The 17,356-nt window shown below is 67.3% G+C and carries 15 protein-coding genes; 8 read left to right on the plus strand and 7 right to left on the minus strand.

Going from position 1 to position 17,356, the window contains the following annotated elements; translation table 11 throughout:
• Window positions 1-32 precede the first annotated feature (32 nt).
• On the minus strand, window positions 33-884 hold the full coding sequence (locus tag AC0KUR_RS15390) for a peptidoglycan DD-metalloendopeptidase family protein (RefSeq protein ID WP_343727211.1): 852 nt from the start codon (window positions 882-884) through the stop codon (window positions 33-35).
• Window positions 885-1,380: 496 nt separating this feature from the next.
• Between AC0KUR_RS15390 and AC0KUR_RS15395 the strand changes: the two genes are divergently transcribed.
• From AC0KUR_RS15395 to AC0KUR_RS15405, 3 genes are all read left to right on the plus strand, one after another.
• Entirely contained in the window at window positions 1,381-2,277 is an 897-nt protein-coding gene (locus AC0KUR_RS15395; RefSeq protein WP_034187943.1) for a LysR substrate-binding domain-containing protein, read from the plus strand.
• A 35-nt stretch (window positions 2,278-2,312) separates the two neighbouring features.
• Window positions 2,313-2,699: an ester cyclase gene (locus AC0KUR_RS15400; RefSeq protein WP_059556718.1), complete on the plus strand. Its 387-nt coding sequence runs from the start codon at window positions 2,313-2,315 to the stop codon at window positions 2,697-2,699.
• Between the two features lie 511 nt (window positions 2,700-3,210).
• Window positions 3,211-5,382: a hypothetical protein gene (locus AC0KUR_RS15405; protein WP_473376127.1), complete on the plus strand. Its 2,172-nt coding sequence runs from the start codon at window positions 3,211-3,213 to the stop codon at window positions 5,380-5,382.
• 104 nt (window positions 5,383-5,486) lie between these two features.
• Here AC0KUR_RS15405 and AC0KUR_RS15410 read toward each other — a convergent pair whose 3' ends face one another.
• Complete coding sequence (locus AC0KUR_RS15410) at window positions 5,487-6,227, minus strand: sulfite exporter TauE/SafE family protein (protein ID WP_034187945.1); 741 nt, start codon at window positions 6,225-6,227, stop codon at window positions 5,487-5,489.
• 114 nt (window positions 6,228-6,341) lie between these two features.
• On the minus strand, window positions 6,342-7,343 hold the full coding sequence (locus AC0KUR_RS15415) for an aldo/keto reductase (protein WP_473376128.1): 1,002 nt from the start codon (window positions 7,341-7,343) through the stop codon (window positions 6,342-6,344).
• A gap of 142 nt (window positions 7,344-7,485) precedes the next feature.
• Here AC0KUR_RS15415 and AC0KUR_RS15420 point away from each other — a divergent pair, with 142 nt between their 5' ends.
• Window positions 7,486-8,397: a LysR family transcriptional regulator gene (locus AC0KUR_RS15420; protein ID WP_034187947.1), complete on the plus strand. Its 912-nt coding sequence runs from the start codon at window positions 7,486-7,488 to the stop codon at window positions 8,395-8,397.
• Between the two features lie 37 nt (window positions 8,398-8,434).
• On the opposite strand, the gene AC0KUR_RS15425 is transcribed toward AC0KUR_RS15420, so the two are convergent.
• The gene (locus tag AC0KUR_RS15425) at window positions 8,435-9,589 is read right to left on the minus strand and encodes a porin (protein WP_034187948.1); all 1,155 of its coding nucleotides are present in this window, start codon (window positions 9,587-9,589) and stop codon (window positions 8,435-8,437) included.
• Window positions 9,590-9,970: 381 nt separating this feature from the next.
• Here AC0KUR_RS15425 and AC0KUR_RS15430 point away from each other — a divergent pair, with 381 nt between their 5' ends.
• Together AC0KUR_RS15430 and AC0KUR_RS15435 are read left to right on the plus strand one after the other, a co-directional pair.
• Window positions 9,971-11,068: an OpgC domain-containing protein gene (locus AC0KUR_RS15430; RefSeq protein ID WP_034188001.1), complete on the plus strand. Its 1,098-nt coding sequence runs from the start codon at window positions 9,971-9,973 to the stop codon at window positions 11,066-11,068.
• A gap of 61 nt (window positions 11,069-11,129) precedes the next feature.
• Window positions 11,130-12,065, plus strand: a complete 936-nt coding sequence (locus AC0KUR_RS15435) for an alpha/beta hydrolase (protein WP_226227403.1) — start codon at window positions 11,130-11,132, stop codon at window positions 12,063-12,065.
• Between the two features lie 51 nt (window positions 12,066-12,116).
• On the opposite strand, the gene AC0KUR_RS15440 is transcribed toward AC0KUR_RS15435, so the two are convergent.
• Window positions 12,117-13,331, minus strand: coding sequence for an FAD-dependent monooxygenase (locus AC0KUR_RS15440; RefSeq protein WP_473376129.1), 1,215 nt, complete (start codon window positions 13,329-13,331; stop codon window positions 12,117-12,119).
• A 166-nt stretch (window positions 13,332-13,497) separates the two neighbouring features.
• On the opposite strand from AC0KUR_RS15440, the gene AC0KUR_RS15445 reads away from it, so the two are divergent.
• Complete coding sequence (locus AC0KUR_RS15445) at window positions 13,498-14,442, plus strand: LysR family transcriptional regulator (protein WP_034187951.1); 945 nt, start codon at window positions 13,498-13,500, stop codon at window positions 14,440-14,442.
• A gap of 139 nt (window positions 14,443-14,581) precedes the next feature.
• On the plus strand, window positions 14,582-15,340 hold the full coding sequence (locus AC0KUR_RS15450) for an SDR family oxidoreductase (RefSeq protein ID WP_473376130.1): 759 nt from the start codon (window positions 14,582-14,584) through the stop codon (window positions 15,338-15,340).
• A 60-nt stretch (window positions 15,341-15,400) separates the two neighbouring features.
• Here the strand turns inward: AC0KUR_RS15450 and AC0KUR_RS15455 are convergent, their stop codons facing one another.
• Complete coding sequence (locus tag AC0KUR_RS15455; protein ID WP_226104001.1) at window positions 15,401-15,832, minus strand: Fis family transcriptional regulator; 432 nt, start codon at window positions 15,830-15,832, stop codon at window positions 15,401-15,403.
• 40 nt (window positions 15,833-15,872) lie between these two features.
• Complete coding sequence (gene tldD / locus AC0KUR_RS15460; protein ID WP_069704630.1) at window positions 15,873-17,348, minus strand: metalloprotease TldD; 1,476 nt, start codon at window positions 17,346-17,348, stop codon at window positions 15,873-15,875.
• Window positions 17,349-17,356: the final 8 nt, after the last annotated feature.

The following is a 17,356-nucleotide window of genomic DNA, read 5'->3' on the forward strand; positions in this document are numbered from 1 at the left end:
GCGCCGCCACGTTCCAGCAAAACGGCCCCGCGTCACCCTTGCGACGAAGGCAGGTACGGCATCGGATTCACCGGCTTGCCGTCGCGCCGCACCTCGAACAGCAGCGCGACGCGCGAGTTGTCGAGGTCGCCCATCTCGGCGATCGCGTCACCCTGGCGCACGATGTCGCCCGTCTTCACGAGCAGCTTGCGGTTGTGCGCATACGCGGTCAGGAAATCGGCGTTGTGCTGGACGATGATCAGGCTGCCGTAATCGTTCAGGCCGGTGCCCGCATACATCACACGGCCGTCGGCCGCGGCGCGCACCGGGTCGCCCGGTCGGCCGGCGATCTGGATGCCGCGGTTCTGCCCCGGCCGGAACCCTTCGACGATCTTGCCGTTGGCAGGCCACTTGAGCGCGACCCCGCCCGCATGCCGTTTCGTTTCCTTGACGACCTGCCGGTCGCTCGCGTTCGACGCGGCGCTCTGCGACGTTGCCTGACTTCCCGCGGCCCCATTGGCCGCCGCGGTTTGCGTGCCGGCCGCGCCGGCCGGCGGCAACGGCTGCTGTTTGACGATGCGCAGTACCTGCCCCATGCGCAGCCTGCCGTGCGCGGGCAGTTTGTTCCAGGTGCGCAGGTCGGCAACGCTGCAGTCGTTCGCGGACGCGATGCCCGTCAGCGTGTCGCCGCGCTTCACGACGTACTTTTGCGCGACGAGAATCGGCGCCGGCGGCAGCGCGGCGGACGTGGCCGCCGACGGAGCGGAAGCCGGCTGGTTCGACGTGGGGCCCGCGAGCGTGTCGCTCGGCGGGACGGACTGCGTACTTGCACAACCGGCCATGACGAGCGCGGCTGCCAGGCCCGGCAGCCACGCCGCGTTGCGGTGAATCTCGCGCGTTTTCATGGACGATCCGACTCCGGTTTGACAATCTTTCAAGCATCTCAAAAACGGAACGGCCGACGTGTAACCGGATGCAAACAATGATGACAAACGATCACGAACCGGATGCCGGCCGGCATTCGATACCGGTAATACGGTCCGATTCGGAAAAACTTGATGTCTTTTTGCAGGAAAGCGGAAGAATTTTCGTTTCAAAAAACTATGAAGGATCAATCTCGATAGGTACTCGATTCAACGCAACCATCCGACGAATTCGGCACAGGCCCACGCGATGCCGATGCACAGGAACAACAGATGCAGCGCGATCTTGAACGACACGCCCCATGACGAATCGATCTGCATGACAGGCTCCCCGGTTGATGTGCAGCCATGATCGGCCATCGATCGCGCCCCGGAAATGCGGAACCGTCGAAGCGGGCCTCAGGCTGCGCCTGAGACCGGCGCGGCGGTTCCTGCTAACTTATCGGCCATTCGACAACGTCCTTACGCCCCGCCCATCATGCGCTTCGACCTGACCGACCTGCGGCTCTTCCTGAACATCTGCGAAGCCGGCACGATCACGAGCGGCGCGGAGCGCACGCACATCACGCTGCAGGCCGCGAGCGAGCGGATCCGCGGCATGGAGGACGAGCTCGGCGTGCCGCTGCTGCACCGGACCAAGTCGGGCGCGCAGGCGACCGACGCGGGCCGCGCGCTTGAACACCATGCGCGCACCGTGTTGCAGCAGATCGACCACATGCGCGGCGAACTGCAGCAATACGGCCAGGGGCTGCGCGGCCATATCCGGCTGCTGTGCAACACGGCATCGTTGAGCGAATACCTGCCCGACGCGCTGGCCGATTACCTGCCGCATCACCCGAAGCTGTCGGTCAGCGTCGAGGAGCGCTCGAGCCAGGAGATCGTGCATGCGATCCGCAACAAGACGGCCGAGGTCGGCATCGTCGCCGATTCGGTCGGGCTTGGCGGGCTCGAACAGAAGCCGTTCCGCGAGGACTGGCTGATCGTCGTCGTGCCGGCCGCGCATCCGCTCGCGTCGCACGAGAAGGTCGCGTTCGACGCGATCGCCGGCGAGGATTTCATCGGCCTCACCGACGGTAGCGCGTTGCAGGTGCATCTCGCCGACCAGGCGCGCGCGCTCGGCAAGCGGATCCGTTATCGCGTGCAGTTGAAGAGCTTCGATGCGATCTGCCGCGTGATCGCGAGCGGCGTGGGCATCGGCATCGTGTCGCGTCATGCGGCCGAGCGCGCGATGCAGACGATGGACGTGCGACTCGTCGAATTGTCCGATCCGTGGAGTCACCGGAAACTGACGCTCTGCGCGCGCTCGTTCGACGCGCTGCCGAAGTACACGCGCGAATTCGTCGCATTCTTGTCCGGCGAGGCAGCGTCGCGGTGACGCATGCGGTCTCGTCGATACTCGGAGCCATGACCATGACCGACACCGATCTCGCCACCCGCTATCGCGCCTATATCGACTGCCTGAACCGGCAGGACTGGCAGGCGCTCGGCGAATACGTGGCCGACGACGTGATCCACAACGACCGCCCGCTCGGCCTCGCCGGTTACCGCGCGATGCTCGAACGGGACTACCGCGACATTCCCGATCTCCGCTTCGAGATCCGGCTGCTCGCGTGCGAGCCGCCGCGCGTCGCGTGCCGGCTGCGTTTCGCCTGTTCGCCGAAAGGAACGTTCATGGGGCTGGCCGTCGACGGCCGCAAGGTCACGTTCGCCGAGAACGTGTTCTACGAGTTTCATGACGGCAAGATCCGCCAGGTCTGGTCGGTGATCGACAAGGCCGCGATCGAGGCACAGCTTTAACCCCGTCGCGGCAGCCGCTGCCGGTCGGGATCGGCGATCCGATTTCCCGCCTGATGCACTTCGGCCCTTAAGGATAACGTTTTCTCTCATGACTGGCCGAGAGCGTGCCGTCGTTCAGCCTTGCCGTTTGCCACGCCACGCCACGCCACGCCACGCCCGCACCCAGGATGAAACGCGCTCGCCCATCGGCAATATCTTGCGTGATTTTCGCGAAATTCTGATTCGCGCACCTGTCCGGTCATTCCCACCATCCGGGTTTTCACCGGCGCCTCCGACGTGAAAGTTCATTGACATCGCACCGCGCGATGCCTAAATTTGGAAAACGTTTTCCCCTTCATCGGCGCGACGTCGGCCACGGTCCGCGCAGGGGAAACGCTTGCGCGCTCGAATTGTGATTCAGGCCGTCCGCCTTCAGGGATCAGGGTTGCAAGGCGACGGTCAGGTACGGGCATCGAGCGCGGCAACGGCCACACCCGCCCGTCCTTCATCACTATTCAAAACTGGAGACATAATGCATCCGCGCAGCAGATTCGCGCTCGGCGCCGCGCTCAGCGCCCTTTCCGTCGTGTTCGTCAGCGCGTGCGGCGGCAACGACGTGACCGATACGCCGCCGTCATCGCCGCCCCCGTCCACGTCCACGCCCCCCGCGCTCGCGGCGAACTCGCTGCAGGCGCTCGTCTACGGCGCGCCCGACACCAGCGTGCCGGCCGGCACGAACGTGCCGGTCACGATGATGGGCCAGATGCGCGCGCTGTTCGACCTGATCCGGAAATCGCCCGACTTCACGCAGGTCGTGATGGATCTCGGCGACGGCACGCCCGTCCACGTGCTCGACACGAACACCGGCGACAAATTCCTGCCCGGCAAGCTCGCGCTCGGCCTGTCGTACATCCTGATCGACATGAAGTCGAAGAACGACCCGCAGTATGCGAGCTACCTCGCGACCTACCAGACGATCACGACCGCGATGATGGCGCAGTCGGGCGGCAACTACACGTACGCGAACACGTCGTGGGGCGAGTACTACTATCTCGTCGCGCTGAACAACCTGAAGGCGCACGGGATGCTCAACGAAGTCTTCAGCGACGCGATGCTCTCGACACTGCAGCAGCGCCTCACCTTCTGCGACATGTTCGGCCCCGATGCGAGCGGCAAGACCAACACGTGCCCGGCCGCCGGCACGCCGATCGACATCGCGTCGCTCAACACCGCGCAGAATTACTATGCGGTGTCCTACGGCATTGCCGGGCTGCGCCAGAAACTCGGCTGGAGCAGCCCGTCGTTCGCGTCGAAGACGGATCCGTCCGTCGCGGCGATGGGCGCGCGCGATGCGCTGCTGTACACGCTGACGAACCACATCCGCAACGATTCTTCCGGCGGCTTCTCCGATGAAGCGTCGAACACGCACACGACCTACTACGACCAGGCGCGCTTCGACCGCTACAGCACGCTGCTGATTGGCGAAGTGGTCGAGCGCACGTTCGAGATGGACAACGTGGCGAATCTCACGCCCGAACTGAAGGGCTATCTGCGCAAGTCGGTCGACCTGATCCTGCCGCAGCTGAACGCCAGCGGCCAGGGCTTCAACTACGGCCGCTCGATCGGCCCGTACGGCGATTCCGCGTTCATGGAAGCGCTGACGGCCGCCGCCAACGCCGGCGTGCTGACCGACCAGGAGAAGCGCGTCGCGTACACGTTCATCTACCAGGCCGCGCATCGTTTCGACACGTACTGGTATGACCCGTCGCTGCCGACACCGTCGGTGAACATGTGGGTCAAGGGCCGCGGCACTGACGCGTATCGCGGCAAGCCGCGCGTGATGGGCGAGAACTTCAGCCTGCTGCACCAGTACCTGTACGTGAACGCGTGGTGGAACAAGCTCGGTTTCGGCGGCAAGGCGCCGATGGCCGATGCGGACTACGGCGCATGGCTCGACGCACTGCCGCGCTATACGCTGACCTGGTACAACCAGCCAACCGACGCCGCGCATCCGTACAGCGCCGCGCTGCTCACCGTGCGCGACGGCCGGCGCGTGATCAACCTGAACCTGAGCCAGGCGCCCGACTACAACTCGTACACGCCGTACTACCCGGTACCGTTCTCGGACAAGCTGATCTACGGCACGACCGACCTCGGCTACGCGCTGCTGGTGCCGCAGGTGACGTACAACGCGAAGACGTACATTCCCGTCACGTACTACAAGAACCTGAACGTGCAGCAAGCCAACGGCCAGGTGATCGTGTCGTTCGATACGACGAAGTTCCGCCTCGCATCGAAGAACGCCGCCTACACGACGGATCTCGACCTGCAGGTGCATACGGTGCTGACGTTCGCGCACGGCACGATCTCGCGCAGCGATACGCTCAGCTCGGGTACGCTCACGGGCAACCTCGCGGTCGAGACGGACTTCACGTCGTTCGCGGATTTCGCATCGACGCAGGCCAACGGCGATGGCGTGTCGGTGACGTACGCCAACAGCGCCGCGACCGGTTATGCGGCGTCGGGGTTCGACACCTGCGCGCTGTCCGCCTTCGACACGGCGAACGGCACGACGAACCCGCTGTCGACGACACCGATCGGCCAGCTGCACTCGAACTTCGCGTGCACGACGAAGCCGTTCGCACTCGGCGCGGGCACGACGCGCACGTTCGGGTGGTCGCTGAAGTACGCCGACCCGGCCTGAACCGTGTGATTCGCGCCACGTGAACGCGCCCGAAGCCGGCCGCTTGAGCCGGCTTCGGGCACTTCAGCAAGGGGCAGCGCCCACGCGCGGCGCGTGGTACCCGTTCACAGCCACCCCGCAACGGCCATATACGCGCCGAGCGCGATCAGCCCGACGAAGAAGCAGCGCTTGAACGCCGTTTCGCTCATCACCCGTCGCGCATACTGCCCGCCGGCCATCCCCGCCAGGGCCGGCACGAGCGCGAGTGCCGACACGCCGAGGTCGACCGTCTGCAACGCACCCGATACGCGCAACTGCAGGCCGAGCGCGATCGTCGATGCGGTAAACGACAGCCCGAGCGCCTGGATCAGGTCGTCCTTCGACAACCGCAGCGCCTGCAGATACGGCACGGCCGGCACGACGAACACGCCGGTTGCCGCCGTCACGACGCCCGTCAGGTAACCGACCACGGCGGACAGCCATTTCTCGCGGCGTCCCGGCGCGGGCAGCCGCGCGGCGGCCAGCCCCCACACCCCGTACAGGATCAGCACGACACCGAGCGCCGCGTGCGTCCACGTGCTGCCGGCCGCGAGCGCGGGCAGCCCGCCCGTCAGCGTGCCGATCGTGAGGCCAGCGAGCAGCGGCCACAGCCGGCGCAGCAGCGGCCCGAACGACGGGCCGAGGCCCAACTGCCACACGTTGGTGATGAACGACGGCACGAGCAGCAGGCTCGCCGCGGCCGACGGCGGCATCGCGAGCGTCAGCAGCCCCATCGCGATCGTCGGCAGCCCGAGCCCGATCATGCCCTTGACCGCGCCGGCCAGCAGGAACACCAGCACGATGATTGTCAGCGTATGAATTTGCATGGAGGCGGTTCCATCCGGTCGAGTACGGCGCCGATGGTGCCGCTCCGCCACGCAGCCCGCCATCTGGTTTTGCCTGAGGCTGGCTAGGCCCCGCCGGACGGGCCGGCCCCTGGCTCACCCCCGTCCGTGCTCGCTGTCGAGGTGGGCCATCTGGGCGGCGGGATAACGCTCGCCGGCAGCCGACCCGGCGGGTACCGCCGCTTCGATGCGGTCGACATCATTGACCGTTAGTTGCATTTTTGTCGCCAGCAAACCGTCCTGCAGCTGCGTGCGCTTGCGCGCACCGACCAGCGGCACGATGTCGGTGCCGCGCGACAGCGCCCACGCGATCGCGACCTGCGCCGGATTGCTGCCCTTCTCGTCGGCGATCGCACGCAGCGCGTCGACGAGCGCGAGGTTGTGTACGAGGTTGTCGCCCTGGAAGCGCGGGCTCGCCGCGCGGAAGTCGCGCTCGCCCTGCCGTGCCGCGCGCCAGCGCCCGCCGAGCAGCCCGCGCGACAGCACGCCGTAGGCCGTCACGCCGATGCCGAGCGCGCGACAGGCCGGCAGGATGTCGGCTTCGATGCCGCGCGACAGCAGCGAATACTCGATCTGCAGGTCGGCAATCGGCGCGACGGCCGCCGCGCGGCGGATCGTGTCGGCGCCGGCTTCGGACAGCCCGATATGGCGCACGTACCCGGCTTTCACGAGATCGGCGATCGCGCCGACCGTGTCCTCGATCGGCACGGCCGGATCGACGCGCGCGGGCCGGTAGATGTCGATGTAGTCGGTACCGAGCCGCTTCAGCGAATACGCGACGAAGTTCCGGATCGCGACGGGCCGTGCGTCGTAGCCGGCAAACCCGCCGGCCGGATCGCGCAGCGCGCCGAATTTCACGCTGATCAGCACCTGGTCGCGCGCGCGGCCGCGCGACGCGTCGCGGATCAGCATCTCGTTGTCGCCCATCCCGTAGAAATCGCCGGTGTCGAGCATCGTGATGCCGTTGTCGAGCGCCGCGTGCAGCGTGGCGATGCTCTCGTCGCGGTCGGCCGGCCCGTACAAGTCCGACATACCCATGCAGCCGAGTGCGATCGCCGATACCTGCGGGCCCGTGCGGCCCAGTTGACGCGTGTCCATGTCCGTTTCCTCCGAAGGGTGAGTGGATGGAACGGATTCTGGGCGCACGACGCCGCGCGATAAACGCGAAACGCGCCACCAAACCATTCGACGCTGATTAACAATGGAGCCTGTTCTCCTCCCCGCCCAGGCTTCCGCCCGCATGGACCATCTGCAAGCAATGCGCATCTTCGCGCGCGTCGCCCATCTCGGTAGCTTCACGAAAGCGGCCGAGCAGTTGCACCTGCCGCGCCCGACCGTCAGCAACGCCGTCCAGTATCTCGAAAAGCACCTGAAGATCCGCCTGCTGCAACGCACGACGCGGCGCGTCGCGCTGACGGCCGAAGGCGCGACCTACTACGAACGCTGCGTGCAACTGCTCGCCGATCTCGACGATGCGGAAACGCTGTTCGAGGACGCCGGCGCGTCGCCGCGCGGCGTGATCCGCGTCGACCTGCCCGAACGCTTCGCGCTGAACCAGGTGATTCCGGCGCTGCCGGATTTCCACGCGCGCTACCCCGACCTGCGCGTCGTGATCGGCACGACCGACCGTTTCGTCGATCTCGTCGCCGACGGCATCGACTGCGCGGTACGCGTCGGCGTGCTGTCCGACACGTCGCTCGTCGCGCGGCGCATCGGCGAGCTGGCGCAGATCAACTGCGCGTCGCCCGCGTATCTGGCGCGCCACGGCACGCCGCGCTCGCCGGACGAGTTGCCGGACCACGTCGCGGTCGGCTATTTCTCGAGCCGGACGGGCCGCGAGCTGGACTGGGAATACGCGGACATGGATTCGGGCGAGATGCACGCGGTGAAGATGCACAGCGTCGTGTCGGTCAACAGTTCGCAGGCGTATCTCGCCTGCTGCCTCGCGGGCCTCGGGCTGATCCAGGCGCCGCGCGAGGGGCTCGCGCCGCTGCTCGCCGACGGCTCGCTGGTCGAAGTGCTGCCGGAATGGCGTGCCGGGCCGCTGCCCGTGTCGGTGGTGTTCCCGTACGGCCGGCACCTGGCGCCGCGCGTGCGGATCTTCGTGGACTGGCTTGCCGACACGCTCGGCGGCACCCACCTGGCGGACTGACGCGGGCCGACGCCGGGGCGCCGGCCCCGCCCGCCGATCAGAACTTGTGGCGAATCGCGGCGCGCACCGCGAACTGGTTCGACGACGCCGACGGGCCGTCGGTCCCGACGACGTAGCCGCCATCGGCCGCCGTGCCGGTCTTGTCGCCGGCCACCTTCTGCCACGCGCCCTGCAGGTACACGTCGGTCCGCTTCGACAGGCTGTAGTCGGCCATCAGGCCGACCGTGTGGTACTTCGGCTTGAACGAGCCGGCGGCCGCATCGAACTTCCCGTCGGTGTACACGTACTGCGCACCGAGATAGAAATCGGGCGTGAGCTGGTACTTGCCGTTGATCTCGATGTTCTGGAACTTGGTCGCGGTCAGCCCGAGGCCGGCGAACGTCGAGGCCGGCAGGTAGACGGTCGACACCGGGTTCTTCACGTCCGTCTTCGTGTAGACGACGCCGACCGTCGCCGGGCCGAACGTGTAGTTCACGCCGCCGCCGAAGATCCGCAGGCGGTCGGCGACGAAGTTCGCGTCGTCGGCCGCGATCGCGCCCGCGTTGCCGATGCCCGGATTGTTCGCCTGCAGATAGGCGGCCGCGACCTGCAGCCCGGCCAGCGAATACTGCGCGCCGATGCTGTACTGGCGGTTGTTCGAGAAGCCCGTGCTGTTGCTGAAGCTGTACGTGCCGCCCAACGTCAGGCCGTTCCAGTCGGGACTCGCGTACTTGACCGTGTTGTTGACGCGGAACGAGTTGTCCGTGTTGTCGTTGTCGAACGGGTGCGAGAACAGCGTGCCGCCCCAGTTGCCGTTCGCGGTCAGCGGCGCGAGATAGTCGACGACGGCGTCGTACTGACGGCCGAAGGTAAGCGTGCCGAAGCGCGACTGGCTCAGCCCGACGAACGCCTGGCGGCCGAACATGCGGCCGCCCTGGCCGAGCCGGCCGTTGTTGACGTCAAATCCGTTTTCCAGCGTGAAGATCGCCTTCAGCCCGCCGCCGAGATCCTCGCTGCCCTTCAGCCCCCAGCGGCTGCCCTGCGCGTAGCCGCTCGCGAGCTGGTAATTCGTCTTTCCGACCCCATTGACGTTGACGTTGTTCGTGTAATTGATGCCTTCATCGATCAGGCCGTACAGCGTCACGCTGTTCTGGGCAAAGGCCGGCGCGGCGAATGCAGCGAGCGCGGCGGCAAAAATGGCGTGCTTCTTCATGACGTATCTCCGGAGCCGGGGGCCGGGCGGGCCGAGCGCCCGGCGAATGTTTGGTCTGTTGTATGTGTGGCCCGCAGGGCGGACGACGCGGTGTGCGGCCGCGTGAGGATAAAATGGTGTCACGTCGGAAACCGTCCGTCCATCGGGGGGGCGTCACCGTGCGCAAAGCGTTGCGCTCGTCCAACTGCCCGGTTGCGCCGACCGCCTGACCGGGCTTATCGGCAGCGGCAGGCGGGCCCGCCATCCGCGTAAACCCGGTGGGTGTCGCATCGGTGGCACAATGCGCATCCGTTCGCCATTTCTTCACGAAGTCATGCTTCACCCCGACTCATGCGCGGCCCGTGCCGGCCGCGCCCGCGGCGCGCGCCGGGCGGCGGTCCGATGACCGCGCCTGCCCGGGCCGGCCGCTACGCCGAACTCGATTTCTTCCGCGGCCTCGTGCTGCTCGTCATCGTCGTCGACCATATCGGCGGCAGCATCCTGTCGCGCGTGACGCTGCATGCGTACGCGCTGTGCGACGCGGCCGAGGTGTTCGTGTTTCTCGGCGGCTTCGCGACCGCCATTGCCTACAACTCGCTCGCCGAACGGCACGACGAGGCCGCCGCGCGCCAGCGCTTCATCCGGCGCGCGTTCGAGATCTATCGCGCGTTCCTCGTGACGGCCGGGCTGATGCTGCTGATCACCGCCGCGCTGAACGCGTTCGCGATCGACGGCCCGAACATGCCGACCAACGACCTCGACGGCCTGCTGCACAAGCCGCTCGCCGCGCTGCGCGACATCCTGCTGTTCCGCCGCCAGCCGTACCTCGCGTCGGTGCTGCCGATGTATGCGTTCTTCGCGCTGCTCGTCCCGCTCACGCTGCCGCTGGCGCGCACGCAGCCGTGGCTGCTGCTCGCGTTCAGCGGGTCGCTCTGGTACGCGGCGCCGCACGTCGCGCGCTTCTTGCCGACCGTCGAAGGCGTGCCGTGGGACTTCAACCCGTTCGCGTGGCAGTTCCTGTTCGTGCTCGGCGTGATCGCGCGCTGCCAGCCCGTCTACCAGACACTCGCTCCCCGCCCGCAGGGCTGGCTGCTGACGGCCGGCTCGCTCGCGATCGTCGCGGCCGGCGCGTACTACCGGCTGCGCATCGAGCCGTTCCCGACCGATCCGTCGATCAAGCAGAACCTCGGCGCGCTGCGGCTCGTGAACTTCCTCGCGATCGCATGGCTCGCCGCGAAGCTCGTGCACCTCGGCTGGATGAAGAAGGTCGCGCACGCGATGCCGTGGATCGGCACGATCGGCCGGCAGGGGCTGCTGTGCTTCGTCGCGGGCACCGGCATCTCGCTCGCCGTCGATTCGCTGCTCTACCAGGCGACCGAAGGTTATCTGAACGTGCCGCTCGGCCTGGCCGCCGACGCCGTCGCGATGGGCCTGCTGTATCTCGTCGCCAAACTCTACGGGCCGCTCGTCGCGCGGCTGCCGTTCCGTTCGCGGCGATGACGCGCCGCGCCGTCACGCGCCGCTGCTACGATAGCCGGCGCCTCTCCTGAAACGCTTCGCCATGCGCCGACTCGCCCTTCCGTTCGCCATCGCCCTGATCGCCGGCTCCATCGCCACCGCCGGCGCCACGCCGGCCGCGCCGCCGGTCTCGCCCGTGCCGCCGCCCCCGGCCGTCCAGACCGCCACGACACCGTCGAGCGCCCAGGAACCGCCGGTCAACCCGGGCAGCAGCGTCGTGCTGCGCACGTTCCGGTCGGCGTCGCTGAAGCGCGACTGGTCATACACCGTCTACCTGCCGCCCGGCTACAACCCGGAAGGCGCGCGCTACCCGGTGATGTACCTGCTGCACGGCAATGCCGGCAACGCGAACGACTGGGTCACGCAAGGCCGCCTGCAGGCCACCGCCGACACGCTGATCGAGCGCCGCGAGATTCCGCCCGTCGTGATCGTGATGCCGCAGGGCGGCACCGACTGGTACGTCGACCGCAAGGAGAAGATGCAGAGCGCGTTCCTCAACGACCTGCTGCCGGAGGTCGAGGCGCACTTCGCGGTGTCGAACCAGCGTGCGGGCCGCGCGATCGGCGGCGTGTCGATGGGCGGCTTCGGCGCGTTGCGCTTCTCGCTGCTCGAGCCGGGCCTGTTCTGCGGCGTGATGCTGCTGAGCCCCGCGATCTATGCGAACGAGCCGCCGCTCAATTCCGCCGCGCGCTACGTCGGCGTGTTCGGCGACCGGCAGTTCGATTCACGCGTGTGGCACGAGCTGAACTACCCGGCGCTGCTGCGCGGCTATTTCGCGCGCAGCTGGCGCGTGCCGATGTTCATCGCGGCCGGCGACGACGACCTGACGATCCAGGCGGAATCGAGCGTGCTGTACACGCACCTGCGCCGCGCGCAGAATCCGGCCGAGCTGCGCATCGTCGACGGCGGGCACACGTGGGACGTGTGGCGCGGGGTGCTCGGGCAGGGGTTGAAGTACACGCTGGAGTGCGTGAAGTGACGACCGGCCGATAACCGGCGAACGCAACACCTGTCGCGTCCGCCATCGGGCTCAAAGCCAGGTACCGCCCTGCCGCTCGCTCGGCTCATCGTCGAGCGCGTCGAAGTCGTGAATCCAGTCGAGGTGCTGCAGCACGCGATCGCGGTCGGCCAGACGCGCGTTGCGCGCCTGCGCGGCCGGCCCGTCGGGCAGGTGCAGCACGTCGGCCGCGGAGATCGATGCGTATTGCACCTTGCGCGTGCGGCCGCGACGCAACCGCTCGTAGGCTTCCTGCGCCTCGCGCCACTTCCCAGGCCCGGCCTTCGCGAGCTGTGCCGCCAGCACCACCGCATCCTCGATCGACTGGTTCGCGCCCTGCCCGTGGTGCGGCACCAGCGCATGCGCGGCATCGCCGATCAGCGTCACGCGCCCGCGGCTCCAGCGGCCGAGCGGCGGACGGTGGAACAGCCCCCAGCGCTGGCTGATCGGTACCGCGGTGATCATCTGCACCACGGCCGGGTGCCAGTCGCCGAACACGCGCAGTTGCTCTCCCTCCTGAGCCGGCATGACCCAGTCGCGCGACGGCCACGGCGACGGATGCCGCTCGACCAGCAGGAAGTTCTGGTCGCCGTTGTCGCCGATCGGATAGTGCAGCAGATGCCCGTGCGGCCCGACCCAGAACTGGATCGTGTCGGGATCGGGCAGCAGGTCCATGCGCGCGGCCGGCACCACGCCGCGAAAACCCGAGCAGCCCGAATACAGCGCGTCGTCGTAGCCGAGCATCCAGCGCCGCGTGATCGAACGCGCGCCGTCCGCGCCGATCACGAGATCGGCGTCGACGCGCGTGCCGTTGTCGAACGACAGCGTCACGCGATCGGGCTGCTGCGCGAGATCGACCAGACGATGGCCGAGATGGATGCAGTCGGGACCGACCGCGTTCGACAGCACCGCCTGCAGATCCGCGCGATGCACGCCCCAGTACGCGCCGCCGAATTGCCGGCGGTAGTCGGGCTCGCCGCGATGATGGCCGATCACCGCGCCGCCGCGCCCGTCGCGATACACGAGCCCCGGGATGTCCGCGCACACCGCATCGAAGGCCGCGCGCAAGCCCATGCGTTCGTAGAAGCGCGTCGCATTGGCCGACAGCGCGACGGCCGCGCCGACTTCGCGCAATTCATGGGTCTGCTCGTAGAGCTGCGCGTCGATGCCGTGCTCGCGCAATGCGAGCGCGAGCGTCAGGCCGCCGATGCCGGCGCCGACGATCGCAATCTTCAGATTCGTCTGCATGATGAAGGTGTCTCCGATATTTCCGTGTGGGGCCCGCGCCTTGCGCAGCGGCCATGTCGAGTGCATGGGCCGTATCGGTATTTTCAGGAGTGGACTTTCATCCCGCAATAAAATGAAATGAATCTGCTTCATCACGGAATGCAATGAACCGGGCACCGCGAAACCCATGGAACTGAGCGAGATCGACCTCAACCTGCTGCTGCTTTTCCAGCGGCTGATGCAGGAGCGGCGCGTGTCGAGCGTCGCCGAACAGATGAACATGAGCCAGCCGGGCGTCAGCAACGCGCTCGCGAAGCTGCGCCGCCGGCTGGGCGATCCGCTGTTCGTGCGCGGGCCGGGCGGCGTCGTGCCGACGCCGTTCGCGCTACGCCTGGCCGAACCCGTGTCGCATGCGCTGGCGACGCTGCACGCCGCGCTGAATCCCGAAACCGGTTTCGATCCGCTGCGCGCCACGCGCACGCTGACGATCGGCATGACCGATATCGGCGAAGTCGTGTTCCTGCCCGCGCTGCTCGAACACCTCGCGCGCGCGGCGCCGGGCATCGCGCTCAATACCGTGCGCAACACGAGCGTCAACCTCGGCGACGAAATGGCCGACGGCCGCGTCGATCTCGCGATCGGCCTGCTCCCGCAGCTCAAGGGCGGGTTCTATCAGCGCCGGTTGTTCGATCAGCGCTACGTGTGCCTGTTCAGGCGCGGCCATCCGCTCGAGGAAGCGGCGCTGACGGTCGACGCATGGCGCGACGCCGAACATCTGGTCGTGGTGTCGGCCGGCACCGGTCACGGGCAGGTGGACGAATGGCTGCAGCGGCGCCGCGTGAAGCGCCGGGTAAGGCTGACGGTGCCGCATTTCATGAGCGTGGGCTACATCCTGCAGCGCACCGACCTGATCGCGACGGTGCCCGAGCATCTCGCGCAGCAGCTCGCCGCGCCGTTCTCGCTCGGCTGGCGTGCGCTGCCCGTCGCGCTGCCCGGCACGCCGATCCATATGTTGTGGCACACGCGCGTCAATCAGGATGAAGGCAACCGCTGGCTGCGCGACGTCGTGGTCGACCTGTTCGCGGAGACGGGCGCACGAGCACGGAAGGCCGCGACTGGCCGGAAGAAATGATCGCCTTCGCCGCGTGGTCGGACACGAGGCCGATATCGCTCGAATCCGTGCGCCGCGCATTTCGACTACATTGCCGAAGGGCTGACGACATCGAACCTCGGCCGCCTCGTTCCTCACTCAACCCGCAGGAAATCAAGCCATGTCTGTCTCGAAGAAATTCGCCGCCGTTACGGGCGCCGGCTCCGGCATCGGTCGGGCAGCAGCAATCGCGCTCGCGCAGGCCGGCTTCACCGTCGCGCTGCTCGGGCGCACGGAGGCCTCGTTGCGAGAAACGCAGGACACCATCCGCGCCGCCGGCGGCGACGCGCATGCGTTTCCCGCCGACGTCACCGACGAGGCGTCGGTCGACCGCGCGTTCGCGCAGATCGCGCAGCAATTCGGCCGGCTCGACGTCCTGTTCAACAATGCCGGACGCAACGCCCCGGTCGTGTCGCTCGACGAATACGACCTCGACGTGTGGAACAGCGTCGTCGCAACGAACCTGACCGGCGTCTTTCTGTGCGCACGGGCCGCGTGGCGCGTGATGAAAGCGCAGACGCCGCAAGGCGGCCGGATCATCAACAACGGCTCGATCTCGGCGCACGCGCCGCGCCCCGATACGATCGCGTACACGGCCACCAAGCATGCGGTGACCGGGATCACGAAATCGCTGGCGCTGAACGGCCGCCGGTATAACATCGCATGCGGCCAGATCGACATCGGCAACGCGGCGACCTCGCTCACGGAACGGATGACGCAAGGCGTCCCGCAAGCGGACGGCAGCCTCGCGCCCGAGGCGCGGATGGACGTCGCGCATGTCGCGAACGCGATCGTCCAGATGGCGAACCTGCCGCTCGACACGAACATCCTGAACATGACGATCATGGCGACCGCGATGCCGTTCGTGGGGCGCGGATAGCGCGCGCTGCGGGCGAAGGCGCGTTGCGCGCGCCGCACCGGCCGATTCTTCGGAACCCGATCACCGGGTCGCCGTGCAGTATCGCTCCAGGCGCTTCGCGACTTCGTCGATCACCTTGACGGGGGCGACTTCCAGCTGCAAATCATGCGTTGTCAGCACCCTCGCGAACAGATGGAATGCGTCGCCGTCGAAATGGAAATGCCCTTGGCAACCCGAGGAAAACGCGTGGTTCGCGATCTTTTCCAGGTCCTTGTACGAAGCGTCCTCGACATCCCCGTAGCCGTATTCGCACAGGATGCCCGTGGCGATCACGGTCCTCATCAGGACCTGAAGCGCGACAAGCGACCCCACCCCGGCATGCAGCGCTTCGAGCTGAAGGTGATACTCCAGCGACAAGGCATCGCGTATCGGCCTCGGCAAGGGCAGCAGTTCCGTTTTCGCCTCGCGTTGCGTGCGGCTGGACTGACTGAGACGATGAGCCCATTTATTCACGTTCCATTCCACCGGCAATGCGCCGCCTCGACGGCCATGACTATGCGGTGCCTCCGACGGTCATTTCATCCACCCTCACGGTCGGTTGGCCCACGCCCACCGGGATCGACTGCCCCGCCTTGCTGCACGTCGCCCTGCCGGGATCGCAGGCGAGATCGTTGCCGACCAGGCTGATGTTCCGGATGGTATCGGGGCCGTGGCCCGTGATCGTCGCGCCCTTGACCGGCGCGGTGATCCTGCCGTTTTCGATCAGGTAGGCCTCGGATGCCTCGAAGACGAACTGACCGCTCGTGATGTCGACCTGCCCGCCCTCGAGACCCGACACGTAGATACCGTTGCGTACCGACTCGATGATTTCCTGCGGCTCGTGGTCCCCGTTCAGCATGAACGTGTTCGTCATGCGCGGCATGGGCGGCGACGCGTAACCCTCGCGGCGGCCGTTTCCGGTCGGCTCCATTCCCATCAACCTCGCGCTCAGCGCATCCTGCATGTACGCGCGCAGCACGCCGTTCTCGATCAAGGTCGTGCGCCGCGTCGCGCACCCTTCGTCGTCGATATTCAAGGAACCGCGGCCCCCCTGGAGCGTTCCGTCGTCGACGATGGTCACGTTCCCGGACGCCACCTTTTCGCCGAGGCGTCCCGCGAAGGCGGACGTCCCGCGGCGCACGCCGTCGGCTTCCAGTCCATGGCCGACCGCTTCGTGCAGCAAGACGCCATTCCAGCCCGGGCCGACCACCACCGTCATTTTTCCGGCCGGCGCCGGCCGCGCCTGCAGCTTCGTGAGGGCGGCCGTCACACGCTCCCGCACGAAGGTACGAAGTTCGTCGTCATCCCACGTCCGGATGCCATAGCGCCCGCCGATCCCTCCGCTCGCGCTCTCCACGCGCGCACCGGACCTGACGCGCACGTTGATCCACAAGGCCAGTTGCGGACGCACGTCGCCGCCACTCAGGCCGTCGCATCGCGCGATCCAGATCGTTTCATGCACGGCGCTCAGCACCGCATGCACTTCGATCACGCGCGGGTCGGCGGCCCGGGCGATCTCGTCGAGCGTCTTCAGCAGCGCGATCTTGTCCGCTCCCTCCATCGTCCGCAACGGATGAGCCGGGTCGTAGAACGATCTTGCCGTTGCAACCGGCCTGCGCTGCATCGCTGCCGAGCCGTCACGCGACATGCCGCTTCCGGTTTCGCTAAGTCGCGACGCAACATGCCGGAGCGCCATCGCGTCGATGCGTTGCGAACTCGCCAGCGTCGCCTGCTCTCCCTTCAACACGCGCAGTCCGAAGCCGCTATCGCAACGATACGAACTCGCGCGCACGGCCCCGCCTTCCAGCGACCAGGATTCCGCGGTCGTTTCCTTGAGGAAGACATCCGCAAAGTCCCATCGCTGGCCGAGGGCGATGCCCATCGCGGAAAAAAGCGCCGTCTCGTCGATGCCATGCCGGTCCAGCAGCGCGTGCCGCGCCAGCGTGCGGATCTCCTCGCGGGCAGGCCGCAATACCTGCCGCTGCTTCATGTCACTCA

It is taken from the genome of Burkholderia sp. YHN3-13 (assembly GCF_055810675.1).